General features: G+C 57.4%; 29 protein-coding genes. 20 read left to right on the top strand and 9 right to left on the bottom strand.

What is annotated here, in order from left to right; genetic code table 11:
* Window positions 1-395: 395 nt before the first annotated feature.
* Window positions 396-635, bottom strand: a complete 240-nt coding sequence (locus G6R15_RS11520) for a DUF2842 domain-containing protein (protein WP_373456010.1) — start codon at window positions 633-635, stop codon at window positions 396-398.
* An 11-nt stretch (window positions 636-646) separates the two neighbouring features.
* On the bottom strand, window positions 647-1,942 hold the full coding sequence (locus tag G6R15_RS11515) for an adenylosuccinate synthase (RefSeq protein WP_164659985.1): 1,296 nt from the start codon (window positions 1,940-1,942) through the stop codon (window positions 647-649).
* A gap of 158 nt (window positions 1,943-2,100) precedes the next feature.
* On the opposite strand from G6R15_RS11515, the gene G6R15_RS11510 reads away from it, so the two are divergent.
* Genes G6R15_RS11510 through G6R15_RS11500 form a run of 3 tightly spaced genes read left to right on the top strand, consistent with a single transcriptional unit; the run spans window position 2,101 to window position 3,247 of the window.
* Window positions 2,101-2,496 (top strand): DUF6524 family protein, encoded by a 396-nt coding sequence (locus tag G6R15_RS11510; protein ID WP_164659984.1) that lies wholly within the window; start codon window positions 2,101-2,103, stop codon window positions 2,494-2,496.
* Window positions 2,489-2,710, top strand: coding sequence for a hypothetical protein (locus G6R15_RS11505; protein ID WP_164659983.1), 222 nt, complete (start codon window positions 2,489-2,491; stop codon window positions 2,708-2,710). The genes G6R15_RS11510 and G6R15_RS11505 overlap by 8 nt, the downstream gene beginning before the upstream one ends.
* Before the next feature lie 9 nt (window positions 2,711-2,719).
* Window positions 2,720-3,247: a HutD family protein gene (locus tag G6R15_RS11500; protein ID WP_164659982.1), complete on the top strand. Its 528-nt coding sequence runs from the start codon at window positions 2,720-2,722 to the stop codon at window positions 3,245-3,247.
* Between the two features lie 70 nt (window positions 3,248-3,317).
* Here the strand turns inward: G6R15_RS11500 and G6R15_RS11495 are convergent, their stop codons facing one another.
* Genes G6R15_RS11495 through nthA form a run of 3 tightly spaced genes read right to left on the bottom strand, consistent with a single transcriptional unit; the run spans window position 3,318 to window position 4,935 of the window.
* Window positions 3,318-3,650: a nitrile hydratase accessory protein gene (locus tag G6R15_RS11495; RefSeq protein ID WP_164659981.1), complete on the bottom strand. Its 333-nt coding sequence runs from the start codon at window positions 3,648-3,650 to the stop codon at window positions 3,318-3,320.
* Window positions 3,647-4,324 (bottom strand): nitrile hydratase subunit beta, encoded by a 678-nt coding sequence (gene nthB, locus G6R15_RS11490; RefSeq protein WP_164659980.1) that lies wholly within the window; start codon window positions 4,322-4,324, stop codon window positions 3,647-3,649. The genes G6R15_RS11495 and nthB overlap by 4 nt, the downstream gene beginning before the upstream one ends.
* The gene (gene nthA, locus G6R15_RS11485) at window positions 4,321-4,935 is read right to left on the bottom strand and encodes a nitrile hydratase subunit alpha (protein ID WP_164660290.1); all 615 of its coding nucleotides are present in this window, start codon (window positions 4,933-4,935) and stop codon (window positions 4,321-4,323) included. Before nthA ends, nthB begins: the two co-directional genes overlap by 4 nt.
* 151 nt (window positions 4,936-5,086) lie before the next feature.
* On the opposite strand from nthA, the gene secG reads away from it, so the two are divergent.
* The 16 genes from secG to G6R15_RS11405 all read left to right on the top strand — a co-directional run bounded on the left by secG (window position 5,087) and on the right by G6R15_RS11405 (window position 19,349).
* Window positions 5,087-5,449, top strand: coding sequence for a preprotein translocase subunit SecG (gene secG / locus G6R15_RS11480; RefSeq protein ID WP_164659979.1), 363 nt, complete (start codon window positions 5,087-5,089; stop codon window positions 5,447-5,449).
* Window positions 5,450-5,621: 172 nt separating this feature from the next.
* Entirely contained in the window at window positions 5,622-7,265 is a 1,644-nt protein-coding gene (locus G6R15_RS11475; protein WP_164659978.1) for a CTP synthase, read from the top strand.
* A gap of 161 nt (window positions 7,266-7,426) precedes the next feature.
* Window positions 7,427-7,720 (top strand): DUF1330 domain-containing protein, encoded by a 294-nt coding sequence (locus tag G6R15_RS11470; RefSeq protein WP_164659977.1) that lies wholly within the window; start codon window positions 7,427-7,429, stop codon window positions 7,718-7,720.
* Between the two features lie 42 nt (window positions 7,721-7,762).
* Entirely contained in the window at window positions 7,763-8,203 is a 441-nt protein-coding gene (locus tag G6R15_RS11465; RefSeq protein WP_164659976.1) for a TerB family tellurite resistance protein, read from the top strand.
* Between the two features lie 55 nt (window positions 8,204-8,258).
* A complete protein-coding gene (locus G6R15_RS11460) occupies window positions 8,259-8,696 on the top strand; it encodes a TerB family tellurite resistance protein (RefSeq protein WP_164659975.1) in 438 nt (145 codons plus the stop codon).
* The gene (locus G6R15_RS11455; RefSeq protein WP_164659974.1) at window positions 8,693-9,448 is read left to right on the top strand and encodes a phosphate/phosphite/phosphonate ABC transporter substrate-binding protein; all 756 of its coding nucleotides are present in this window, start codon (window positions 8,693-8,695) and stop codon (window positions 9,446-9,448) included. The genes G6R15_RS11460 and G6R15_RS11455 overlap by 4 nt, the downstream gene beginning before the upstream one ends.
* Window positions 9,449-9,554: 106 nt before the next feature.
* Entirely contained in the window at window positions 9,555-10,331 is a 777-nt protein-coding gene (locus tag G6R15_RS11450; RefSeq protein WP_164659973.1) for an ABC transporter ATP-binding protein, read from the top strand.
* A 34-nt stretch (window positions 10,332-10,365) separates the two neighbouring features.
* Window positions 10,366-11,088, top strand: coding sequence for a transporter substrate-binding domain-containing protein (locus G6R15_RS11445; protein WP_164659972.1), 723 nt, complete (start codon window positions 10,366-10,368; stop codon window positions 11,086-11,088).
* 97 nt (window positions 11,089-11,185) lie between these two features.
* Window positions 11,186-12,073: an ABC transporter permease gene (locus G6R15_RS11440; protein ID WP_164659971.1), complete on the top strand. Its 888-nt coding sequence runs from the start codon at window positions 11,186-11,188 to the stop codon at window positions 12,071-12,073.
* Window positions 12,070-12,879 (top strand): ABC transporter permease, encoded by an 810-nt coding sequence (locus tag G6R15_RS11435; protein ID WP_164659970.1) that lies wholly within the window; start codon window positions 12,070-12,072, stop codon window positions 12,877-12,879. Before G6R15_RS11440 ends, G6R15_RS11435 begins: the two co-directional genes overlap by 4 nt.
* Before the next feature lie 110 nt (window positions 12,880-12,989).
* Window positions 12,990-14,207, top strand: coding sequence for an FAD-dependent oxidoreductase (locus G6R15_RS11430; protein ID WP_164659969.1), 1,218 nt, complete (start codon window positions 12,990-12,992; stop codon window positions 14,205-14,207).
* Window positions 14,208-14,277: 70 nt separating this feature from the next.
* On the top strand, window positions 14,278-14,490 hold the full coding sequence (locus G6R15_RS22905) for a GDCCVxC domain-containing (seleno)protein (RefSeq protein WP_164659968.1): 213 nt from the start codon (window positions 14,278-14,280) through the stop codon (window positions 14,488-14,490).
* Window positions 14,491-14,584: 94 nt separating this feature from the next.
* Window positions 14,585-15,904 carry a glutamine synthetase family protein gene (locus G6R15_RS11420; protein WP_164659967.1) on the top strand — a complete coding sequence of 440 codons (1,320 nt, stop codon included), beginning with the start codon at window positions 14,585-14,587 and terminating at the stop codon, window positions 15,902-15,904.
* Between the two features lie 59 nt (window positions 15,905-15,963).
* Complete coding sequence (locus G6R15_RS11415; protein WP_164659966.1) at window positions 15,964-16,653, top strand: type 1 glutamine amidotransferase; 690 nt, start codon at window positions 15,964-15,966, stop codon at window positions 16,651-16,653.
* Entirely contained in the window at window positions 16,650-18,008 is a 1,359-nt protein-coding gene (locus G6R15_RS11410) for a glutamine synthetase family protein (protein ID WP_164659965.1), read from the top strand. The genes G6R15_RS11415 and G6R15_RS11410 overlap by 4 nt, the downstream gene beginning before the upstream one ends.
* A gap of 150 nt (window positions 18,009-18,158) precedes the next feature.
* Window positions 18,159-19,349 carry a DegT/DnrJ/EryC1/StrS aminotransferase family protein gene (locus G6R15_RS11405; protein ID WP_164659964.1) on the top strand — a complete coding sequence of 397 codons (1,191 nt, stop codon included), beginning with the start codon at window positions 18,159-18,161 and terminating at the stop codon, window positions 19,347-19,349.
* A gap of 181 nt (window positions 19,350-19,530) precedes the next feature.
* Here the strand turns inward: G6R15_RS11405 and phaR are convergent, their stop codons facing one another.
* The 4 genes from phaR to G6R15_RS11385 all read right to left on the bottom strand — a co-directional run bounded on the left by phaR (window position 19,531) and on the right by G6R15_RS11385 (window position 23,463).
* Window positions 19,531-20,088, bottom strand: coding sequence for a polyhydroxyalkanoate synthesis repressor PhaR (phaR, locus tag G6R15_RS11400; protein WP_164659963.1), 558 nt, complete (start codon window positions 20,086-20,088; stop codon window positions 19,531-19,533).
* Window positions 20,089-20,465: 377 nt separating this feature from the next.
* Window positions 20,466-20,951: a hypothetical protein gene (locus tag G6R15_RS11395; protein ID WP_164659962.1), complete on the bottom strand. Its 486-nt coding sequence runs from the start codon at window positions 20,949-20,951 to the stop codon at window positions 20,466-20,468.
* A 131-nt stretch (window positions 20,952-21,082) separates the two neighbouring features.
* Entirely contained in the window at window positions 21,083-21,526 is a 444-nt protein-coding gene (locus tag G6R15_RS11390; RefSeq protein ID WP_164659961.1) for a phasin family protein, read from the bottom strand.
* 131 nt (window positions 21,527-21,657) lie between these two features.
* Window positions 21,658-23,463: an alpha/beta hydrolase gene (locus G6R15_RS11385; RefSeq protein WP_164659960.1), complete on the bottom strand. Its 1,806-nt coding sequence runs from the start codon at window positions 23,461-23,463 to the stop codon at window positions 21,658-21,660.
* Window positions 23,464-23,575: 112 nt separating this feature from the next.
* On the opposite strand from G6R15_RS11385, the gene phaZ reads away from it, so the two are divergent.
* Window positions 23,576-24,862, top strand: coding sequence for a polyhydroxyalkanoate depolymerase (phaZ, locus tag G6R15_RS11380; RefSeq protein WP_164659959.1), 1,287 nt, complete (start codon window positions 23,576-23,578; stop codon window positions 24,860-24,862).

Below are 24,862 nucleotides of genomic sequence, written 5' to 3'. Positions count from 1 at the left end.
TTTCCACACCAACTTCATTGCAAGGCGCTTACTGTCCGCGACGGTCTGTTGGCCAAAACCTGCTGGGCCACCTACACGCCCACTTGATCCGCGCCTCAAAGCCGTTGATCGCTGAAAGTGGCTTGGTGCGAAACACGGCACTCTCACCCGAGACCCTCCCGCCCGTCGTCAATGTTTCTAGCGAAACATCTCCTCCTGTTGGGCCGGGCACCGGGCTTTGCCCGGTGCCCGGCCCAAAGCCGCTAGCGGTGCCGACAAAGTCGGGATCGCTCGGGTGCGGGAGCTCCCCGAGATTGGAAAACCAAACGATCGAACAACTCTCGACACCGCTGGCGTCGGGAAAAGAAAAAAGCACCTGACTGGCAGGTGCTTTTCAGCTTCAACGTCAAAGCAGATTAGGAGTTGCGATCATCCGGCGCGTCCGGGTCAGCCTGACCGACCCCCCGGAACACCGCCTTAAAGGGCAGCACCCAAGCGATCCCCAAGCCAATGTAGACAAGCAGTTCTACCCAGATCGGTGGGCGGTTCAGCAGGCTCAGGATGAACACCACCATTATGATGTAGATCGGCATTCCCAGTAACAGGATGACAAGGGCCCACCGGCGGCGGGCCTTGTAGCTCAGTCCGGGTTTCATTTCATTAGCCATCAGTCTGCAAACGGGTCCGTGACAAGAATGGTGTCCTCACGCTCGGGCGAGGTAGACAGTAGCGCGACGGGGCAGTCGATCAACTCTTCGACGCGGCGCACATATTTAATCGCGTTCGCCGGCAGTTCGGCCCAGCTGCGCGCGCCTTCAGTAGATTCGCTCCAGCCGGGCATCTCTTCATAGATCGGGGTACAGCGAGCTTGCTCGTCCGCCGCCGTCGGCAGATAATCCAGGCGTTCGCCGTCCAGGTCATAGCCCACGCAAATCTTGAGCGTCTCAAATCCGTCCAGAACATCTAGCTTAGTCAGGGCAATGCCGTTGACCCCGCTGGTGGCGCAGGTTTGACGCAGCAGCGCCGCATCGAACCAGCCACAACGGCGCTTACGACCCGTGGTTGTTCCGAATTCATGCCCACGTTCGCCCAGGCGTTGACCGTCATCGTCATGCAATTCGGTCGGGAACGGCCCCTCGCCCACACGGGTGGTATAGGCCTTGACGATGCCAAGCACGAAATCAATCGAATTGGGGCCAATGCCCACACCTGTCGCGGCCTGGCCGGCAATCACGTTGGAGGATGTTACAAAAGGGTACGTGCCAAAGTCGATGTCCAACAGAGCACCTTGCGCCCCTTCGAACAGGATGCGCTTGCCCGCTTTGCGTTTTTCGTTCAGCACCTTCCAGACCGGCGCAGCAAACGGCAAGATTTTCGACGCGATTTCCTTGAGTTGCGCGATCAGCGCGTCGCGGTCCACGGCCTCGATTCCCAAGCCTTTGCGCAGCGGATCATGGTGTTGCAGAGCACGATCCACACGCGCCTCAAGCGTCGCGTCGTCGGCCAGATCAGCCACACGCACCGCTCGACGCCCCACTTTGTCCTCGTAACACGGGCCAATACCACGACCGGTGGTACCAATCTTGGTGCCCTTGCTGGCAGCTTCTTCCCGCGCACGGTCCAGTTCCCCATGGATCGGCAGAATCAGCGGCGTGTTTTCCGCGATCATCAACGTCTCGGGCGTGATCTCGACACCTTGCGCCTGCACGGTTTCGATTTCTTTGATCAGGTGCCAGGGATCCAGCACCACACCGTTGCCGATCACGCTCAGCTTGCCGCCGCGCACAACGCCAGACGGCAACGCATGCAGCTTGTAGACCTTGCTGTCGATCACAAGGGTATGGCCGGCGTTGTGACCGCCCTGAAATCGCGCGATCACGTCAGCGCGTTCACTGAGCCAATCCACAATCTTGCCCTTACCTTCGTCGCCCCATTGAGCGCCGACTACTACGACATTGGCCATATTCGGTCCTTTGCTGCGAAGTATCAAACCCGCGTCCATATACATAGGCCCATGCAACAGTGAAACCGCAAATTCGCCGCAGGCCGGTCGAAACACTGGACAGCTGCGTCCATTTCAGCGATTCTGCGCGACAAAAAAGTATGTGGCGGTGATTTTTTATGGGCATGTTTCTGCGATGGCTGTTTGCGTTCGCGCTGCTGACGCTGACCTATAATCCAACGGACTGGAACTATGTCCGCTGGACCATCGAGAATTATCAGGCGCATTTGTCCGTGGCGGTCCTGCTGGGGCTGATCCTGACAATTGGCTACATCATCTACATCCGCGCCACCCTGCGCTCGATCGGCGGGTTTGGCATGGTTCTGGTCGCGGCCGTTGTCGCATCACTCCTTTGGGTGCTCTACGATTTCGGCCTGCTGCAACTGGATAACAAGAATGTGCAGGTCTGGCTGGGCATCCTGGCCCTGTCCATCGTTCTGGGAATCGGTCTAAGCTGGAGCCACGTTCGGCGCCAGTTGGCCGGGCAAAGCGATGTGGACGACGTGGATGAGTAAACCAGATCAAAGTTTCGAACGGTTTTATTACACCAAGGTGGGCTTGGGAGAAGGCTGCGGCTGCGCCGAAAAGATCATCGACGTGCACGAGTTCAACCGGCTTGCAGGCAAATCCCGCCTGCATGCGCCGCGCATTGCCTTGCCGAGTCGCGCAGGGCTGCGTCGGTTTCTGCAAAAAGCGGGCCTGACTTCACGACCACGACCCCGCGACTGAGCCCGGTATATGACGCGCATTATCAGGGCGGCCGATCTTGTGCCTGCGCCGTGGAAAAACGGCGGCGGTATCACGCGCGAAATCTCCAGCCATTCAACCAACGGCGGCGTACACTGGCGCCTGAGCGTCGCGGATGTGGATCGCGATGGGCCCTTTTCGTCCTTTCCGGGCCTGTCGCGCATCCTGACCGTGATCGAAGGGCATGGCATGAGCCTGCACGCTTCTGGCGAGACGTTACATGCCCTCCCCCTGCAACCGCTGGCCTTTGCCGGGGATTTACCCGTCGATGGCCACCTCAATGATGGTCCCGTCCGAAACTTCAACCTCATTTTCGATCCACAGCACGTCAATCCGTCGGTCGAGGTTCACCGTGGGCCACAAACGAGGACCCTGCCACAGGCAGAGCACGCGGTTCACTGCCTCACCGGAACAGCAGTTCTGAACGAAATTGCATTGCATCCCGGAAACACCGCATTGATCAATGGTGGCGACATGCGCCTCACGGACCAAACCCAAATCATCTGCGTGACGCTCTGAACACGCCCGTGTGGCCCCTGGCCACACCGCGGTGTTCGCCCCTCGATGGGGCGGGCAGCGCGCGCCTGCCTTACCCGTCCAGCGCAACCGGTGCCCCATGTGGGGTCGTCAGATACGCCTTCTCCCAGGCATCTTTGATGGGAGACACCTCATCCTTCAACGCGCCACCATCCTCGTCCAGAAAAGCCTCCAGCGTTTCCAACCAGGCGTGAAAGTAGTCATCGCCCCCATCCAATTCCCGCGACAGCCCGTGCCGTTTCAAAGTGGTCGAGAATCTCTCGGCCCACTCGCCCCAAGCGAACCGGCCCGTCTCATTCAGATGCACCGTCAGGGCAAAGACCTGCGCATGCCAAGGCTCGGCAAAAACCGGTTCGGGCACGCCAATTGTCACGCAATCATTCATACCGGCTCCAGATAGCTTTGCCATAGGTCCAGCACGACCTCGTCATCGGGACTTTCCGCATCAGCCCACAACTCGGTTGCCGGAAACATCACCGCATAAAGCGGCTCGGGCGCCTCACCCAATCCATGCGCACTACTGTCAGGCAGCACGTGGGTGCCATGCAACAGCAGCACGCGCCCCTCAGCCCCTTGCGCATAAGATGGCAACCGCGTGTGCCCGCCATCTACAAACCGGTTTGCCGCAGGTCGTGCCGTCCGCACCGCCTGCCCAACAACAAAGGTCGGCGCTACATCCGAGGGGCGATCTGCCGGTCCTCCCTTGGCAAGGACGCCCGGCACAACATCAGCCGTCATCGCCCTTTGCGCCAAGGGGTGCGGGGCATCCCGACCCTCGCCCTTCAAATCCTCCAAGGTCAGCACACCAGTTTCCACCAGTAGATCCGCAAGCGCCGATATCCACTTCTCATAATAGCTGAACCGCGTGTAATCCTTGGGCGACAGCCGCTCGCGGGCATGGCGCGAGACGTCGATGTTCCATTTGCCCAACGCGCCCGAGGCCAGCGTCACCGCCAGCGCCCGCGCGTGCCAATCTTTCTCGAATACCGGGTCACCTTCGACCTCGCGCACCACCGGCCCGTCACCAAACCGCCCGCCCATGTCATGCACACGGGTCATGACGGCACCTTGGGTATATCGGTGCCAATCATACTGTCGCGTGTGACCAAATCAGCCAGCGCGTCTTCGGACAGACCATCTGTTCCTTCCGGACGCATGGGCAACACCAGATAGCGCACCTCAGCCGTCGAATCCCAAACCCGGACCGATGTTCCCTCGGGCAATGTCACGCCAAAGTCGGCCAACACCTTGCGTGGCTCGCGCACAGCGCGGGCGCGATAGGCGTCGGATTTGTACCAGCCCGGCGGAATGCCTAGCAAAGGCCATGGGTAGCAACTGCACAGGGTACAAACGACCATATTATGCTGTTGGGGGGTGTTCTCGACCACCACCATGTGCTCGCCCTGACGGCCATAAAACCCAAGATCGGCCACCACCCGCGTGGCATCCTCCAGCAAGGCTGCTCTGAACATTGGGTCCGCCCAGGCCCGCGCGACAACCCGCGCGCCGTTTTTTGGTCCGATGCGATTTTCATAAGTATCGATCAACTCATCCAATGCGGCCGGGTCTATCAGCCCCTTACGGGTGAGAATCGTTTCCAGTGCCTTGACCCTGAGAGCAGGATCAGGAGGCAAAAGGGCATGCGGGTGGTCGGAATGATCATGTGGCATAGGACGCATGATTGAACCACATCAGCCCCAAGTCCAGTGTCAAATCCGTGATAGTCCCAATCACACGACGTGATGGCAAACTCCTCCCTTGCCCCTGACCGCAAACTTGCCTACATACCGCGCGGTACATACCACGCTCTGCAGGGGTTTCATGGAAAACGTCGTCCTCATCATCCACCTTCTCCTGGCTCTTGGCCTGATCGCCGTCGTTCTGATGCAGCGATCTGAGGGCGGAGGCCTGGGCATGGGCGGCGGCGGCGGCGGTGCCGTTTCGGGCCGCGCAGCAGCCACGGCGCTTGGTAAGCTGACCTGGATTCTGGCGGCGGCCTTTATCGTGACCTCAATCACGCTGACCGTTCTGGCCGCTCAAAAGTCCGCTGGTTCCTCGGTCATCGATCGTCTGGGCGTTCCAGCCCCAGCATCCGAGCAGAGCACACCCGACGTTCCCGCCGGAAGTGACCTGCTGCCGCCCACCCAGGGTGACAACGCACCGCTGGTTCCAAAAGCCGACTGAACCACTACAACTTGAATTTTGGATGAGAACCGCAACAGCATCTTGCGGTTCTCTTGCGTTAGGTGCGCGAATCCTTTATACGTAAAGTCCCGTGGTGCAGTGGTTTTTGAACATCGTTTCAAGGCCACCGGGCAGCTGAATTTTGACCATTCACGGGGGCAGCCGAACACTCATGGCGCGTTTCATCTTCATCACCGGCGGTGTTGTATCTTCGCTTGGCAAAGGGCTGGCTTCTGCGGCTCTGGGATCGCTGCTGCAAGCACGCGGGTATTCGGTGCGTCTGCGCAAGCTGGACCCGTATCTGAACGTCGATCCCGGCACCATGTCACCTTTTGAACACGGCGAGGTTTTCGTCACCGACGATGGCGCAGAAACCGATCTGGATTTGGGCCACTATGAACGCTTCACCGGCGTGCCCGCCCGCAAGACCGACTCGGTTTCGTCGGGCCGGATCTATTCCAACGTGCTGGAAAAGGAACGCCGCGGCGATTACCTTGGCAAGACCATTCAGGTGGTTCCCCACGTCACGAACGAGATCAAGGACTTCATTTCGATCGGCGAGGATGAGGTCGATTTCATGTTGTGTGAGATCGGCGGCACCGTCGGCGACATCGAAGGACTGCCCTTTTTCGAAGCCATTCGTCAGTTCAGCCACGACAAACCGCGCGGCCAGTGCATCTTTATGCACCTGACCCTGCTGCCCTACCTGGCCGCCTCGGGTGAGTTGAAGACGAAACCGACCCAGCACTCGGTCAAAGAGTTGCAGTCCATCGGTATAGCTCCTGACATTCTGGTTTGTCGCTCGGAGCATCCGATCCCGGAAAAGGAACGCGGGAAAATCGCGCTGTTCTGCAACGTCCGGAAAGAGGCTGTGGTTGCGGCGTACGACCTGAATTCAATTTACGAAGCACCATTGGCTTATCACGAGCAGGGTTTGGATCAGGCCGTTCTGGACGCGTTCGACATTTCGCCCGCGCCCAAGCCTGATCTGTCCGTATGGAACGACGTAAAAGACCGCATTCACAACACCGACGGTGAGGTGAACGTGGCTATCGTGGGCAAATACACCCAGCTCGAAGATGCCTATAAGTCGATCAAGGAAGCCCTGACCCACGGCGGTATGGCCAACCGGGTCAAGGTGAATGTGTCCTGGGTCGATGCCGAGGTTTTTGACCGAGGCGACGCGGCCCCGCATCTGGAAGGGTTCCATGCGATCCTGGTCCCCGGCGGTTTTGGCGAGCGCGGCACCGAAGGCAAGATCAAGGCAGCTGAATTCGCCCGCTCGCGCAAGATCCCCTATCTGGGGATCTGTCTGGGTATGCAGATGGCTGTGATCGAAGCCGCGCGCAATGTCGCGGGGATTGAGGCCGCAGGCTCGGAAGAGTTCGATCATGAAGCAGGTCAGAAGCGGTTCGAGCCGGTGGTTTATCACCTAAAAGAATGGGTGCAGGGCAACCACACCGTTCAGCGCAAGGCAAACGACGACAAGGGCGGCACCATGCGCCTGGGCGCCTATGATGCGGCGCTGACCGAGGGGTCGAAAGTGGCCGAGGTATATGGCGCAACTGGCATCGAAGAACGTCACCGCCACCGCTATGAGGTGGACATCAAGTACCGCAAGCAACTCGAAGGTTGCGGCCTGACGTTTTCCGGAATGTCGCCTGATGGTCGCCTGCCCGAAATCGTGGAATGGTCGGATCATCCGTGGTTCATCGGCGTGCAGTTCCACCCTGAACTGAAGTCCAAACCATTCGCGCCACATCCTTTGTTCGCCGACTTTGTGCGGGCGGCCAAGGACACTTCGCGTCTGGTGTGATTGTTCGGTTGGGGGCTTTGCCCCCGTCGCTTTGCTCCTGTCTCGCGATATTTTCAGCCAAAAGAAGAGTGGACATACGCCTTGTGAGCGCTCGCGCGTGGGCAGTTGCCATTTTAGCGGCCACGCGCCACTCTGCGTCTGATTGAATCAGGGAGAGTCAGATGGCCAAAGGATATTGGCTGGCGCAAGTCGACGTTGACGATATGGACGCCTACAAGGAATACATTGCCGCAAATGCGGCCCCGTTTGCAGAGTATGGCGCCAAATTTCTAGTGCGAGGGGGCCAACGCCAAGTGCCCGAAGGACAAGCTCGCGCCCGCACTATTGTGCTTGAATTTAACAGTTACGAGCAAGCTCTGGCCTGTTATGAAAGCATCGGATATCAGGCCGCCAAGGACATTCGCGATCCGGTCTCTACCGGGGATTTGGTCATCGTCGAAGGCTACACCGGGTAGTTCCCACTTGGCGGAACGCAAAATATGGGGTAATTTCGGACCATGCTGAAGAAGTTTTTCCAGGCGTTTCGCCCATCTAACCCTGCCCCGCTGCCCGACCCAGATGCCGAGTTGGCCCTTGGGGCCTTGCTTGTGCGCGTGGCGCAATCCGATCGGGATTATCAGTTGGAAGAGATTAGCCTGATCGATCGTATTCTGGCCCGTCTGTACCAGCACAACGCGATCGAAGCCGCCAAGGTGCGCGCCACCTGTGAAAAACTGCATGCCGCAGCCCCTGAAACCGACACTTTTGGGCGCTTGATCCGCGAGACGACGGGCCTTGAGGAACGTATGTCTGCACTGGACGCGCTGTGGGAGGTTGTTCTGGCTGACGGCGAACAGCAGGAAGGCGAGATCAAAATCGTCGAAGAGGCGCGAATCGCCATGGGGTTGAGCTTCAAGGACAGCGAAGCCGCCCGTCGCCGTGCGATGGAAAAAATCTGAGGCCGGGCCACGGCCCCTCTTGGCGCAACGCGTATGCGCGCCTATACCTTGATCCATGTTTCGTGATTTCCTGACGCGGCTGACGCAGCCGACGCCCGCCCAACTGCCCGACGAAGACGCCCGCCTTGCGCTGACCGCGCTTTTGGTGCGCATTGCCAAGTCGGACAATGATTATGCCCCCGAAGAGATGGCCCGCATCGACCGCATCACCGCGGCGCGCTATGGCCTGTCCCCGTTTGAGGCCGCCGGTCTGCGCTCTCGGGCCGAGGGGTTGGAGACCGAAGCGCCCGACACCGTCCGCTTCACCCGCGCTATCAAGGATGCGGTTGCCTATGAAGACCGCCGCGCTGTAGTCGAGGCGCTGTGGTTGGTGGTTCTGGCCGACGGCGAACGTGCCGAGGAAGAGGACGCACTGCTGCGCTTGGTGGCCAACCTGCTGGGCGTCAACGATCGTGATTCGGCGCTTGCCCGACAAAAGGCGGCCCGTTCATGACCGCAATGCTTGGCATGTATAACATGCCCGCGCTGCAAGCCGCCAACGATGCATTCTGGACCGAAATCCGTGCGCAACTCGGTGACGGCCCCCGGACCTTGGATCGGGACCGGGATTTCTGGGACATCTGGCATGACCCTCAGATGGTGTTTTCGCAAACCTGCGGGATGCCCTACCGCACCAAGCTGCATGGCACGGTTTCATTGGTTGGAACGCCGGACTATGGCCTGCCCGACTGCCCGCCGGGGTATTATTACTCAACCTTCGTGGCGCGTGCTGACGATCCTCGCCCACTTGAAGAACTGGTGACAGGCACCTTTGCCTATAACGAACCACTCTCGCAATCAGGCTGGGCAGCGCCGACAACTCATCTGCACTCTCTCGGACTGCAGGTGAACACTTTGCTGCAATCCGGTGGCCATGCCCTGTCTGCGCAGGCGGTGGCCGAAGGGCGCGCCGATCTTGCAGCTTTGGATGCGCTGACATGGGTTCTTTTGACTGAACATGAACCGGATCTGGCAGGCAATTTGCGCGTCGTGGCCCGCACAGCCCCAACGCCGACCCTGCCCTATGTCACCGCTCGATCCCGCGATCCGGCCCCTATTGCGGCGGCGGTTCGATCCGCGATTGCTGCAATGGACGAGGACACGCGGCAACTGCTGCACATCCGGGGGCTGATCGACATTCCCTCAGAAGTATATTTAGCTGTTCCGACACCACCTTCGCCTGCCGAAAAAGACAGTTCCGTGTAGTCAATTCGGCGCATTCGGGCGCGAAACATTCGTTTTGCAAGTTGCATTGCGACAAAAATTCAGTCCTATTAGCCCATCAAAACCGGTACAAACCTTTGGATTCCACGTGTCAGACACACCTCCTGTCATCCAGATCAAGAACCTGCACAAAAGCTTTGGCCAGCTCGAGGTGCTCAAGGGCGTCGACATCACAGCCCATCGGGGCGACGTCGTTTCGCTGATCGGATCGTCAGGATCGGGCAAATCGACACTGCTGCGCTGCTGCAATCTGCTGGAAGACAGCCAACAAGGCGAGATCCTGTTCAAGGGCGAGCCGGTATCGTGGCGTGGTGAACATCACGGTCGTCGGCCCGCTGACCCCAAACAGGTGCTGCGCATCCGCACGAACCTGTCGATGGTGTTCCAGCAGTTCAACCTGTGGGCCCATATGACCATCATGCAAAACGTGATGGAGGCGCCGGTAACAGTGCTTGGCCGAGACAAGGTCGAGGTCGAAGAAAGCGCGCGTAAATACCTGCACCAGGTGGGCATCGGCGACAAATGCGACGTCTATCCGGCGCAGCTGTCGGGTGGCCAGCAACAGCGGGCCGCTATCGCGCGCGGCCTGTGCATGGAACCCGAGGCGCTGCTGTTTGACGAGCCTACATCGGCGCTTGATCCTGAGCTTGAGCAGGAAGTGATCAAGGTGATCAAAGATCTGGCCGCAGAGGGGCGCACGATGATCATTGTGACCCATGACATGAAAATGGCCGCTGATATTTCCAGTCACGTGGTGTTCCTGCATCAGGGGCTGATCGAAGAAGAGGGCCCGCCAGACGCCTTGTTTGGCGCGCCCAAATCCGAACGTCTGCAGGGCTTTTTGTCCGCTACGCAGGCTGCCTAACCAAAAACGAAACCAAAAATAGGGGAGTGAAAACATGAAAAAACTGATCCTGACCACGGCTGCACTGGCACTGAGCGCTGGCATGGCGATGGCTGATACCGTCCGTATGGGCACCGAGGGCGCCTACCCTCCGTACAACTTCATCAATGACGCCGGCGAGATCGACGGGTTCGAGCGTGAGCTGGGCGACGAGATGTGCAAACGCGCCGGTCTGACCTGCGAGTGGGTCAAGAACGACTGGGATTCGATCATTCCGAACCTTGTGTCGGGCAACTACGACACAATCATCGCCGGCATGTCGATCACCGACGAGCGTGACGAAGTTATCGACTTCACCCAGAACTATCAGCCGCCCGCAGCGTCGGCCTATGTTGCCGCTGCCGAAGGTGTTGACGTGACCGGTGGCGTAGTGGCCGCTCAGACCGCGACCATCCAGGCAGGCCACGTCGCTGAATCTGGCGCGACTCTGGTTGAATTCGCGACGCCTGAAGAAACCATCGCGGCCGTGCGCAACGGCGAAGCGGATGCGGTTCTGGCTGACCGTGATTATCTGGCGCCGTTGGTCGAAGAATCGAACGGCGAGCTGATTTTCATCGGCGACCCTGTTCCGCTGGGTGGTGGCGTTGGCATGGGCCTGCGTGAATCCGACGGCGAACTGCGCGGCAAGTTTGATGCGGCCATCACCTCGATGAAAGAGGACGGCTCGTTGAACGAACTGCTGATCAAATGGTTCGGCGAAGACACCCGCACCTACTGATCCCAGATCCTTGCGGTCCCGTGCGTTTCGCGCGCGGGACCGTTTCTTTGGCTGATCGTATCCGATCGCCAAACCTGCCCCGCCCAAGGCTGACTTGATGTTTTCCTACTGCGCTGATCCTGACACGCTTGGCACCTTTCGTTGGTTCTCCTGCTATCTGACCAACGGCGTGCACATGTCGTTTTACCTGTCCTTCATCAAGGTTCTGGCCTTGCTGGCCATCACCGCGCCTGTGGCGCTGGCCTTTGGCTTTGCCGGGGCAATGTCGGCCCGTTCCCATGTCCTGCCCGTAAGTTGGCTGGGTAAGGGGTACATCGCCATCGTGCGCGGCGTGCCGGACATAGCGTTTTTCCTGTTCTTTGTCATCGCGTTGGATCAGGCATTTGAATGGACTCGGCACCAGATCCTCTGCCCCGATTGGACTGATCCGATCCGCCAGGGCAACGATTTCCTGGTCTGTTCGCAGGCTAAACTCCCCCTCGGGACATCGCCCGAGTGGGTCCATCAAACCTATGGCTTCTTTCTGGCCGTCGTCACCTTTGCCATCGTCTTTGGCGCCTTTGCCGGTAACGTTCTTTTCGGCGGCATGCGCGCCGTGCCCCATGCACAGCTGGAAACAGCCGAAGCCTACGGCATGAGCCGTCGCCAGACATTCTGGCGTATTCTCGTGCCGCAGATGTGGGTCTATGCCCTGCCCGGTCTTTCGAACCTCTGGATGGTGCTTATCAAAGCCACACCGCTGTTGTTCCTGCTGGGGGTCGAAGACATCGTTTATTGGGCGCGTGAACTGGGTGGCACCAAAACGTCGAAATTCACCGCCTACCCACACGGCGACTGGCGCATGTGGTATTTCCTGTTCCTGCTGGTGTTTTACCTGGCCTTTACCCGCGTGTCCGAGATCGCGCTTGAACGGTTGATGCAAAAGCTTAGCCATGGGCAGGCGACCACCGGCGGCGAAGCACAGCGTAAGGAGGCCGTGGCATGAGCAACTGTCTTCAGACAATTCAGGATTATGGCCTGCGGTCCCTGGGCTATGGCGAGCGTTTGCTGCCCAAAACCGACTTTACCTTGTGCGAACAGTTTACCCTGATCGGATCGGGTATGATCTGGAACATCTATTTCGGCATCATGGCTCTGGTGACCGGATTCTTTCTGGCCACTGCCCTGGCCCTGGGCAAGGCGTCCAGCAATATCTGGCTGCGCAAACCGGCCGAGTGGTTCATCTTTCTGTTTCGGGGTTCGCCGCTCTTCATCCAGTTCTTCTTTGCTTACTTCTTCTTTCTATCTCTGAAGAAGGCCTATCCGATGTTCGACGCCTTTACCTCGGCCTGGCTGGGGGCGCTGATCGTGTTGTTTTTCAACACCGCCGCCTATTCGGGCGAGATTTTTTACGGTGCATTGCGCTCGATCCCCAAAGGTGATGTCGAGGCAGCGGATGCTTACGGCATGTCGGGCTGGTCGCGGTTCCGCCGTGTGATCTGGCCCACCATGCTGCGTCTGGCCTGGCCCGCTTACACGAACGAGGCGATTTTTCTGTTCCACGCCACAACGCTGGTTTTCTTCTCGGCTTTCCCGGCCTGGCGGCAAAAGGGCGACGCGCTGTATTACGCCAGTTATTTTGCGGACAAGACGTTCAATCCATTTGTTCCCTACCCCATTTTGGCGTTCTACTTTATCTTGCTGACGCTGGTGGTTGTGGGGATTTTCGGTCTGATCAACGCACGGCTGAATCGTCACCTGCCCACGGCCAAAAAGGCCAAAATGCGATTCCGCCCCAATCTGGTGCGCTGAGCAGCTGCTGATTTATTCGCCTTTCCGTTCAGGTCCCACCATGCTCCACTAGCGTATACAAGTCGCGACCCCGGCGGCTTTGGCTTGTCGTACGTGGATAGGTGCATCACATGACACGAAGGCGTTTTTTGACGCAGGTGGGCACAGCCGCAATTGCCGGCTTCATTCCGCTGTCCTCCGCGCAGGGCGGCGGGCGAGCCGCTACAGGCTATATTCGTACAAACTGGAGCCGCGACCCCTACACCTACGGGTCTTACTCATTCATCCCCAAAGGGGCCGGTAGGCGCCAGACAAGGGATCTGGGCGCGCCCGTTGGCAACCGCCTCTTTTTTGCTGGAGAAGCAGCCCACCCAGAATACAACAGCACAGTACATGCCGCCCTGGAATCCGGTCAGCTGGCTGCGGATGCGGTGGACGAGACAGAAGCCGCAAGCGTTGCTGTCGTCGGAGCAGGTGTCAGCGGTCTGTCGGCAGCTTCGCAGCTTGAGCGAGAGGGATATCGAGTCACGGTGTTCGAGGCCCGAAATCGCATAGGGGGTCGGATCAGGACCGACAATCGCTTGGGGGTTCCACTGGATTTGGGCGCGAGCTGGCTCCACGGGACACGTGGCAACCCGTTGACGGCAATCACCGAGCAGTTGGGCATTCCGACGCGTGTGACGAAGGACAGCTATATCCTGCGTGGAAAAGGTGGTCGCCGTATGCGGAACAGTCAGGCGCCGGATTGGCTGGATGAGGTGACCGAAGTTCAACATGGCGCAGGCGCAGGTTTGGCCAAACTCAACATCCGGGCATATTTGAACGACGAGGACTATGGCGGGGATGAGTTGGTGTTTCCTGAAGGTTATTCCCAAATCCTGCGTTCTTTCCAACCGGATTTGAACGTTCGACTTAACACCGACATTCGGCAGATCAAAATCACTGGTTCTGCCGCAGAGCTTCGGGATTCACGCGGTAGGGGGCATCACTTTGATGCCGTGATCGTGACTGTGCCCCTGGGTATTCTGAAACGCGGTCACATCACGTTTGCCCCGCCTCTTCCGGCCAAGAAGCAAAAAGCAATTGCCCAACTTGGCATGGGTCTGCTGGACAAAGTTTATCTGCGGTATGACAGCGTTTTCTGGGATCGGGACGTGACTTGGATCATAACCCCGGAAAACGGGTTACCACCGGGCTATTTCAACCAGTGGTTCAATTTGTTTCCCTATATCGGCCACCCCATCATCGTCGCTTTCAATGGTGCGGGACCCGCGCGGGAACTGGCTGCAAGATCTGACACTGACATTGTGCGTATGGCTCAGCAAACTCTTGCAACAGCCTATCGTTAGTAACGTTCTACTTGAGGCGGACCTGCGTGCTATAGTGCACCAGCCGCATCGTTGAACCGGGATGATCTAAATGTCTGCAGTTGTGTCCGAAAGCACTCTTACCTGTCCTGAATGCGGGTTTTCACGCTCCGAGCGTATGCCCACGGCCTCCTGCCAGTGGTTTTATGAATGCGTAAGCTGCGGCAAGATCCTGCGTCCGAAACCGGGGGACTGCTGTGTTTTTTGTTCCTATGGGGCTGTCCCCTGCCCGCCGATCCAAGAAGGCAACAGTTGCTGCGGTTGAACGGCGTGGGCACCTAGGTAAAAAATTTGATCAAATCTAGTGACAAGACCCTATGCGCTCGGGTATCTCTCGGGAAATCACCTTGGAGCCTCCCATGGACCTTGAACAGTTTGATACCTTTCGCGTAGCTGCAGTGGACCTGAACGGCCAGCTTCGGGGCAAGCGTGTTCCGGCAGCCTATGCCGGGAAGCTAGACAAGGGCGCAGTGCGCATTCCGTTTTCTGCGCTGAACGTGGACCTTTGGGGGGCGGACATCGAGAACAGCCCGCTGGTTTTTGAAAGCGGCGATGCCGATGGTGTCCTACGCCCGACCGAGCGCGGCGCGGTACCGATGCCCTGGGTGGCACAGCCCTCGGCCCTGGTGCCGATGGCATTGTATCACGATGATGGGCAGCGTTTCGACGGCGATCCACGACACGCGCTTGCTGATGTGCTCGATCGTTATGCGGCACGCGGTTGGACTGTGATCGCGGCGACAGAGTTGGAATTCACTCTGGTCGACGACAGTGGCGACACCCCAAGGCCTCCGCGAAACCCGGTAACGGGTCGCACGTTAGAGGATGAAGCCGTTCTGTCGATGAGTGAGCTTGATACCTTTGACGCATTCTTTACTGATCTCTATGCCGGCTGTGCGGATATGGGCATCCCGGCTCAGGCTGCGATTTCCGAAGCCGGGATTGGACAGTTCGAGGTCAACTTGAACCATCAGGACGCGATGCGATGCGCTGATGATACGCTTTTGTTCAAGGTTTTGATACGTGGACTGGCCCGAAAACATGGGTTTGCCGCAACCTTCATGGCGAAACCTTATTCCGATGATGCGGGTAATGGGATGCACGTGCATTTCTCGGTGGTTGACGAAAACGGCACCAGTGTTTTTGATAATGGCGGCCCCGAAGGAACCGACATTCTCAAGCATGCAGTTGCTGGTTGCCTGTCCGCCATGCCCGATTGCACATTGATCTTCGCACCCCACGGCAATTCGTTCACCCGACTCGTTCCAGGCGCTCATGCACCTATCGGCGCGTGTTGGGCATACGAGAACCGGACTGCAGCCCTGCGCATTCCCGGCGGCCCACCAGCCGCGCGTCGGATCGAGCACCGTGTTGCAGGAGGTGATACCAACGCATATCTGATGCTGGCCGCAGTACTTGGCGCAGCGATGGTCGGGATCGAAGATACGACTGAGCCCCCTGCTCCGGTCTCTGGCAACGCCTACGCTCTGGATGATGTGCCTCAACTGGCGCCCGACTGGCCCACGGCTGTTGACAGGTTTGAAAACAGCCCGATGGTCGCACGTATTTTCTCGCCCGGCTTGATCCAAAATCTGGCGATGACTAAGCGACAGGAAATTGCGCTCTTTGCTGAACGCCCGACGGAACGTCACTGGTTGAGCTATCTGGAAACCGTCTGACGCCCTTGCGACCCGTGCTTTGCTCGGTTATCGTGAAATTTGATCAAATTTGGTGACCCATGAAAATCGGTATTCTGATAACCGGCCACGCCCCGGACGCCCTGATTGGGAAAACGGGCAACTATGACAAGATTTTCGCACGGCTTCTGAGCGGCCACGGGCATGACTTCGACTTTGCCGCTTATGCGGTCGTCGACAACGAATTTCCCGACAGCCCCGATGACTGCGACGGTTGGCTTCTGACCGGTTCAAAGCACGGCGCTTATGAGGATCACGACTGGATCCCCCCACTGGAACAGCTGATCCGTGACATCCACACGCGTGGCCTGCCAATGATTGGCGTCTGCTTTGGGCATCAGATCATTGCCCAGGCTCTGGGTGGCAAGGTAGAGAAATTCAGCGGTGGTTGGGCCATTGGGCCAACCGTGTACGATTACGGCGAACGCAAAATGGCGATGAACGCCTGGCATCAAGATCAGGTCACCCAATTGCCCGAGGGGGCAAAGGTTCTTGCTGGCAATGACTTCTGCAAGAACGCAGTGTTGGCCTATGGCGACACCATTTGGACTGTGCAGCCCCACCCCGAATTCGACAACGATTTTGTCGATGGGTTGATCAAGGCGCGCGGACGCGGGTTGGTTCCCGATAACATTCTCGATGCAGCCGAAACGCGGCTGTCAAATACCATCGACAGCCCGCAAATCGCGCGCGAGATGGCACAATTTTTTGCAAAAGCAGGTGCAGCATGACCGATTGGAAAGACAATCTCCCCGAAGCCGCTAAGACCTATCTGGATGGGCGACGCCTGGACGAAGTTGAATGCGTAATCTCGGACCTTCCGGGCATCGCACGCGGTAAGGCGGTGCCCGCGAGCAAGTTCGCCAAACAAGACTATTTCCACCTGCCTGACAGCATCTTTTACCAGACCATCACCGGTGACTGGGGAGAGGCCGCGGGAGACGATGGTTTCATCGAAAAGGACATGATCCTGAAACCGGACATGTCCACGGCAACAGCTGCGCCATGGACCGGCGACTGGACGCTGCAGGTGATCCACGACGCTTGCGATCGCGATGGCGAGCCGATCCCGTTCTCGCCCCGCAATGTGCTCAAGCGCGTCGTGCAGCTCTACCACGATCAGGGCTGGGAACCGATCGTCGCCCCCGAGATGGAGTTCTTTCTGGTGGCCCGCAACGTCGATCCAGCCAAGGAAATCGAACCTATGATGGGCCGTTCTGGCCGCCCGGCAGCGGCGCGTCAGGCCTATTCGATGACTGCTGTGGACGAGTTCGGCCCGGTAATCGACGACATCTATGATTTTGCCGAACACCAAGGGTTCGAGATCGACGGCATCACTCAAGAAGGCGGTGCCGGTCAGTTAGAGATCAACCTGCTGCACGGCGATCCGGTCAAGCTTGCGGATGAGGTGTTCTATTTCAAACGCTTGATCCGCGAGGCCGCGCTGCGCCACGATTGCTTTGCCACGTTCATGGCCAAACCGATCGAGGACGAGCCCGGCAGCGCCATGCACATTCATCATTCGATCCTTGACACCAAAACGGGTCAGAACATCTTTGTCGGCCCGCAAGACGGCGAGACGGACGCGTTTTATCATTTCATCGCCGGTTTGCAGAACCACCTGCCCTCGGCCCTGGCCGTGATGGCGCCCTATGTGAATTCATATCGCCGGTACGTGAAAGACCACGCCGCCCCCATCAACTTGGAATGGGCGCGCGACAACCGGACCACGGGCATTCGCGTGCCGCTGTCCGGCCCTGCAGCGCGCCGGGTTGAAAACCGGATCGCCGGCATGGACTGCAACCCATATCTGGGCATCGCGGCCTCGTTGGCCTGTGGGTACCTAGGTCTGACCGAACAGCAGCGCCCGCGTCGGCAATTCTATGGCGATGCATACGAGGGCGAGGGCGACATTCCACAGGTTCTGGGTCAGGCTTTGGACATGTTCGATGGCGCTAAAGCTCTACATGACGTGCTCGGCCCCGATTTTGCCCGGGTCTATTCCATCGTCAAACGCGCGGAATACGAAGAATTTTTGCAAGTGATCTCGCCATGGGAGCGGGAACATCTGCTGCTGAACGTCTGATCCCGCCCGGCAATCGCCGGTGGTATCGAACTGACCCGCCCCGGATCGCTCCGGTGGCGGGTATCTTTTTGCGATGTCACGGAACTTTGGCTTGGCACTTGGCGGGCTTTGTTTTAGATTTCTCAAAGGGAACCTGTAGGATTTTGAAATATGATGACTCCCCCGAATGTCCACGCGGCCGAACCCATTCCCGCCGCAGCCCGCGAAGCCATCGACGCGTTGCTGACTTCTGGCGACCTTTTCCGCTATACCGCGCCGCAGAATGCCCCCGTTGCCTTGTTGGAAAGCGAATTCGCCAACCTTCTCGGCTCCAAATACGCGCTTGCGGTCTCGTCCTGCTCTGCTGCTCTGTTCCTGTCGCTAAAGGCGCTGGATCTGCCACGCGATGCGCGGGTTTTGATCCCGGGCTTTACCTTTGCCGCCGTGCCCTCATCAGTTGTACATGCCGACTGCGTGCCGGTTCTGTGCGAAGTCGGCGACAATTATCGCATCGACCTGACTGATTTCGAAGCCAAACTTGACAGCGTCCAAGCGGTGATCATCAGCCACATGCGCGGCCACACCTCGGACATGGATGCGATCATGTCACTCTGTGAGGTACGCAACATCCCGGTGATCGAGGATGCCGCTCACTCTCTGGGCACCACCTGGAATGGGCGCAATATCGGAACCATCGGAAAGATCGGCTGCTTTAGCTTTCAGTCCTACAAGATGATCAACGCAGGCGAGGGCGGCATCCTGATCACCGACGACGCCGACCTGGTGGCACGCGCAATCATCATGTCGGGCGCTTACGAGCACAATTGGAAGAAGCACCCTGTGTTGCAGGACAGCTTTACCAAATGGCAGAACCAACTGCCCCTGTACAATTTGCGGATGAGCAATCTAAGCGCCGCCGTCATTCGCCCACAGCTGCCCGAATTGGCTCGTCGGGTGACAGATGGGTTGACCAATCACGACTATGTCGCAGGGCGGCTCGGTACCTCACCCTACATCAACGTGCCCGGCCCTTTGCCCTCTGAACGCCGCGCACCGGATTCGATCCAATTCAACGTACAAGGACTCGACGAAGCTGAAATCAGGCAATTTTCCCAAGCCTGTGAGGCCCGCGGGGTCAAGGTGCAGGTGTTCGGACTTAGCGACGACAATGCCCGCGCCTTCTGGAACTGGCAGTTCATCCCTGACCTGCCCGAACTACCGCAAACTCGGGCAATGCTGATGCGTGCCTGCGACGTACGTTTACCCGTCGCGCTGACCCGCAATGATCTGGATGCCGTCGCCGACATCGTGCTTGACGCCATGGCCGAGATCGTCGGCCCAGCGCGCAGCTACGGCACCTGACATCCCGGAACAGAGGCCTCAATCGGTGCCGCGCCGCGCGCAGCGCGGCGCCCGGCCCAACGGGAGGAGATGTCCCGTCAGGGGCGTCGCCAACGGGCGGGAGCACTTCTGAACAGCAAAAAGCCGCGCCCTATGCAGAGCGCGGCTGATAATCAAAACTTCTGAACGGCAATTTGATCTGTCAGCTAAGCTTGGACAGTTTGTTTTGCAGATCCGCCAGCTGTTTTTTGATCTCGTCCAAATCTTCGCCACCCTCATCGGACTTCGTGCTCTCAGTCTGACCTGGGGCGGACCAGTTTGCGGACAACCCGCCTGTCATCGCCTTTAGAAACGCCTCTTGCTGTGCTTGCATCGCCTCAAACCCCGGGATCTGGGTCATGGGGCTAATTGCGCTCATATTTTCCATCATTTTCGACTGGCTTTCGCGCAGCATCTCGAACGAGGATTGCAGGAAGTGGGGCATCATCCCCCCACCCGGCACCATGTAACTGCGCACCAAGTCGTTTAGTACATTCACCGGCAGTACATTCTCGCCCCGGCTTTCGTGTTCCGCGATGATTTGCAGCAGATACTGACGGGTCAGGTCATCGCCTGATTTCAAATCCACGATCTGAACTTCGCGCCCATCACGGATAAAGCCCGCGATATCTTCGAGCGTCACGTAGTCACTGGTTTCGGTGTTATAGAGCCGTCGGCTGGCATATCGCTTGATCAGCAGTGGTTTTTCTTGTTCTGCCACCGAGTTTCCTCCCCAGGAGTGATGCGTTGCAGCACAGCCTATGCGAGCGCAGCACAAAAGAAAAGAGGTCAGGCATCCCGCCACTCAACCTCTGTTACGTTCAGCGACCGATACGAGTTACGGTTAAATCGTCGAACATCACCTCTGATGTTGGGCTTCCTTTGCCCCCTGGTCGATAGATCCCCATTTTCACGTGCGGCTTGGCGCAGGGGGGCGTACTCGATGGGTGCATTTGTCACAAATGGACCCCTTTCAAAGCAACCGACAAGCGACCGGATGCCATGCGCGCATCGAAGTCGATGGTCAACCGGTTGGGCTTACCCGTGAGTGATCCAACCGAAACACTCCGCCTTTGAACAGACCTGAGCTGACCCTTTTTAGCTGTTGGGATCAACGCCCCGCAGGGTCCAAACATGGAGTTGCCCTTTGCCAAACATGATCATCATGAGTGGGTATGCGTGGCAATTGCCGTTCCAACCATGGACCTGAAAAAATGTCTCGCGTTCGCCCCTAAACCCAGCCAAAATTGTAAATTCAACTTCAACACGATGCGCTTGACCGGGCTTCATTATACCTTTCCGTTGCACATCTGCCCGCTCCCAGAATGGTGCACGATGGCGGGCTATGTTATCGGTCGAACATTTCCCAACCTTACCCGGACGCAGAACAAAGCGAAGCTTCCGATCGCCATCTTTTTTGACCCAGGATACGGATTTGTTCGCTCCCCCGCTCACTGGCAGGCCACAGTTGTCAGAAACAGACACCGACCAGTCCCGATCCTTGTATGTTTTTCCTTTTGCGTGAACCTGATTGCTCAGGAACGATGCCAGCAGCGCTGTGCAAAATGCCAAAATGACTTTCATCAAACCTTCGCAATAAATCGCTGTTCTCAAGGTTTCACAAAAAGAAAGGGCAGGTCAATCGACCTGCCCTGCGCGGGATGCACCAAAAAAGTGGGAGGAGAGGGAGGATCAGTGCAGCCCCGCTCTGTCGCTTATTTTGCAGCTGCTTTTTTGGCTGCGGCGGTCACATCGTTGGTGGCCTTTTTCACAGCGGCAGTTGCGTCTTCGGTGATGTCTTTGCCCGCTGCCATGAACAGTTCAACGGTGTCCATCTGAACTTTCTTGGCGATTTCAGCGAAGGCAGCCATGTTTTCAGCAGCAACTTCAGCCGAAGCGGATGCGAAATCGGTGGCGGCTTTGGCGTAGTCGGCCGGGTCGGTTTTTGCTTTCGAAATCTCGGTCAGCTTGGCCAGGGTTTCCTTGGTCCATTTGTTCGAGATCTCAGCCGACTTCTCAGCTGCTTCCAAAGCAACGTTCGACATTTTTTCGTTCAGGGAGGCGGTCGACTTGAACGCATCTTCCATTGCGGTGGTGTCCACGGGGAATGCGCCCATGACGTCTTTCATGATCGCGGAAAAATCTTGTGTCTTAGCCATTGTCGTAATCCTCTTTAGCTGTCCGGGCCCACCCCGGTGTTCATTAGCTTGAGAGGAATATGCTTTCTGCATCGCAGCATTTCAAGAAATTTTCTGCTGCAGTGCAGAAAAAATTTACTTACACTTGAATATCAACCACTTGCCTTGACGGAAACATAGGTCCCAGGGGCCGGTGAGAGTGGTTTATTCTTCGAATCACCTGGCTCGCGCGCAGGAATCTGCTTCCCCGACCGCTTTTTCAACCAAGCTTCCCACATTGGCCACCAAGACCCATCGTGGCGGTCTGCTTCGTTCATCCACGTATCTGCGTCACCCTTCAGATCAGGATTCAGATAGTGACCATATTTCTTTTTGCTCGGAGGGTTCACGATACCGGCAATATGGCCCGACTCTGAAACCACAAAAGTTTTGGACCGAGAGCCTGCTTTTTGCACGCCGCGATAACAGTCCTTCCAGGCCGCAATATGGTCGGTCTGACAGGTGATCGACATCAGTGGCACATCCACGTCACTAATATGCAACTTGTGCCCCATCAGTTCGAACCCGCCCGTCACAAACTCATTTCGCTGACATAATCCACGCAAGTACTGCATCGCCATCTTGGCAGGAAGGTTCGAGCCGTCGCCGTTCCAATATAGAAGATCAAAAGCTGGTGGTGTCTCGCCCAGCATGTAACTGCGAATGGCGGGTGTATAGATCAAGTCATTGGACCGCAAAAATGACATGGTACGCCCAATCACCCAAGACGGCAGAATACCGTCTTGTCCGACCTGCTCTTCAATTCCGTCGATGAAATCATCTTGCAGGAAAGGTGTGAATTCCCCCTGCTCCGAAAAATCAGTCAGTGTGGTGAAGAACGTTGCCGATTTGATCGATTTGTCGCCGCGCTGCTTTAACAGCGCCAGTGTTAGGTTCAGTGTGGTGCCCGCAATGCAATAACCCACTGTGTTGACCTGTTTGACTTTGCAGATCTCTTTCGCCGTCTCAATGGCTGCCAGAAACCCTTCTTGAATATAGTCTTCCATCCCGACGTCGGCGAGCTCGGCCTTTGGATTGACCCAACTGACGACAAACAAGGTATATCCCTGCTCCGTTACCCATTTGACCATACTGTTCTGGGCTTTGAGGTCGAGAATGTAGAACTTGTTGATCCAGGGCGGAAACAAAACGATGGGGGTTTCGTGGACGGACTCGGTTGCTGGGCTATATTGGATCAACTCGATCATCCGATTGCGGTAGACAACCTCGCCTGGAGTGGTGGCAATGTTGCCTCCCAACTCGAATGCACTTTCATCAGCCAAACGCACAACCATTTCGCCATCGCTGGCCTCAAGATCCGCAACAAGGTTCTCCAGTCCCTTGACCAGCGACTGCCCCTCGGTTTCGACTGCGCGTTCCAAGGCATCGGGATTGGTCGCCAGGAAATTCGTGGGTGACATCATGTCAATGATCTGCTGCGAGAAATATTCCAAGCGGCGCTGGTCATTCAGCTCAAGATCGTGCCCAGCCGCTTCAACCGCCTGCGCAATCACTTTGGCGTTGGTTTGATACTGCTGCTTAACGAAATGAAAATAGGGGTTGCTGTCCCACATGGGGTTGGAAAAACGGCGATCTTTGGGGACATCTTCGTCGGTCTCGACAGTGCCCTGGGCCAGAACCTGCTGTGCTTCGGCAAAGTTTAGCACCGATTTGCCCCAATATTCGATTTGCTGTTCCCACAGCTTGGCAGGGTTGTGAATGGCATCGCTCCAATAAGCTGATGCTGCTTTTGCAAAAAACTCTTGATTCGGAGCGTCCAAAGCTGACGAATGTGGCGCCTTGTTCGCCATAACTTCGATCAACCGCTTCGACAAAGCTTCGACTTTGGTCATATTTTCCTTAAGTCGATCAATATGTTCACCGCTCATTTCCGGTGCATTGTCTTGGCTAGTTGTCATTTTAAGGAAACCCTCTTAATCTCGCTGCTATGCAGAATAACGTCGTGGGTTTGCGGGGGCAAAGCGACGAATGGTCCGAACTGTTCGGTGCTATCAATTAGGAGACCCATTCATGCGCTATATGATGACCTACGACTTCATGGAAGCCATGCGCAACACCAACCAATGGCTTGGCGCATCGGCAAATTCACTGGCATCGTACCCGGTCTTTTCAATGATGCCAAATCCTGCGTTGAATTGGATGGCCGCTTGGGGAGAAGTCACCGAGCGTACATACCAGCGTATGGTCGTCAAACCCGATTGGGGCATCCGCACGTTCACTTGCGAAGATGGCAAAGACCACCTGGTCGACATTGCGACAGTCGTGGAACGCCCCTTTGGTGATCTGGTACATTTCAAGGTGAACGGACGCGAAGAACAGCCCCGCAAGGTTTTGCTGGTGGCACCGATGTCCGGGCATTATGCGACCCTGTTGCGCTCGACCGTCAAAAGCTTGATCGTCAACTGCGAGGTCTATGTAACCGACTGGCATAACGCCCGTGACATCCCGGTCTCTGCAGGCAAGTTCGATGTCGAAGACTATACCCAGTACCTGGTTGATTTCATGCGAGAAATGGGCCCTGACACCCATGTGATCGCCGTCTGCCAGCCTGCCCCGCTGACGTTGGCCGCAACCGCGTACCTGGCCGAACAGGACCCAGACGCTCAGCCTCTGTCGCTGACGTTGATCGGTGGACCTGTCGACCCGGACGCAACCCCAACCGAAGTGACCGACTTTGGTCGGCGCGTGACCATGGGCCAGCTTGAAGAGACGATGATCCAGCGCGTGGGGTTCAAATACAAGGGTGTAGGCCGCATGGTCTATCCCGGCCTGCTACAACTTTCATCCTTCATGTCGATGAACGGAGAGCGCCATTCGAAAGCGTTCTCGGACCAAATTCAGCGTGTGATGCGTAACGAAGCGTCAGATCACGACGCGCACAACCGCTTTTATGACGAATATCTGGCGGTTATGGATATGCCAGCGGAATTTTACCTGTCGACCGTGGATCGTGTATTCAAGAAGCGCGAGATTGCCAAAAACGAATTTGTCGTGAACGGCCATAAAGTCGACATGGGCAAGATCACCAACGTTGCGGTCAAAACTGTCGAGGGTGCCGACGACGACATCTCGGCTCCCGGTCAGTGTATTGCGGCGCTGGACCTGTGCACCGGCTTGCCAGACAGCAAAAAGGCAAGCCACGTTGAACCCGGCGCGGGTCACTATGGCATTTTCGCGGGTCGCAGCTGGCGTGACAACATTCGCCCACTGGTCATCGATTTCATGAACGCCAACGCCAAGCGCGCACCTGCGCGCAAGACGGCACCAAAGGCCGCCAATAAGAATACGGCCGCGTGA

Origin of the sequence: Tropicibacter sp. Alg240-R139 (assembly GCF_900537075.1) — a bacterium.
Taxonomy (GTDB): domain Bacteria; phylum Pseudomonadota; class Alphaproteobacteria; order Rhodobacterales; family Rhodobacteraceae; genus Falsiruegeria.
Note: the sequence above shows the minus strand (reverse complement) of the source record. Positions and strands in the feature narration are given on the sequence as shown.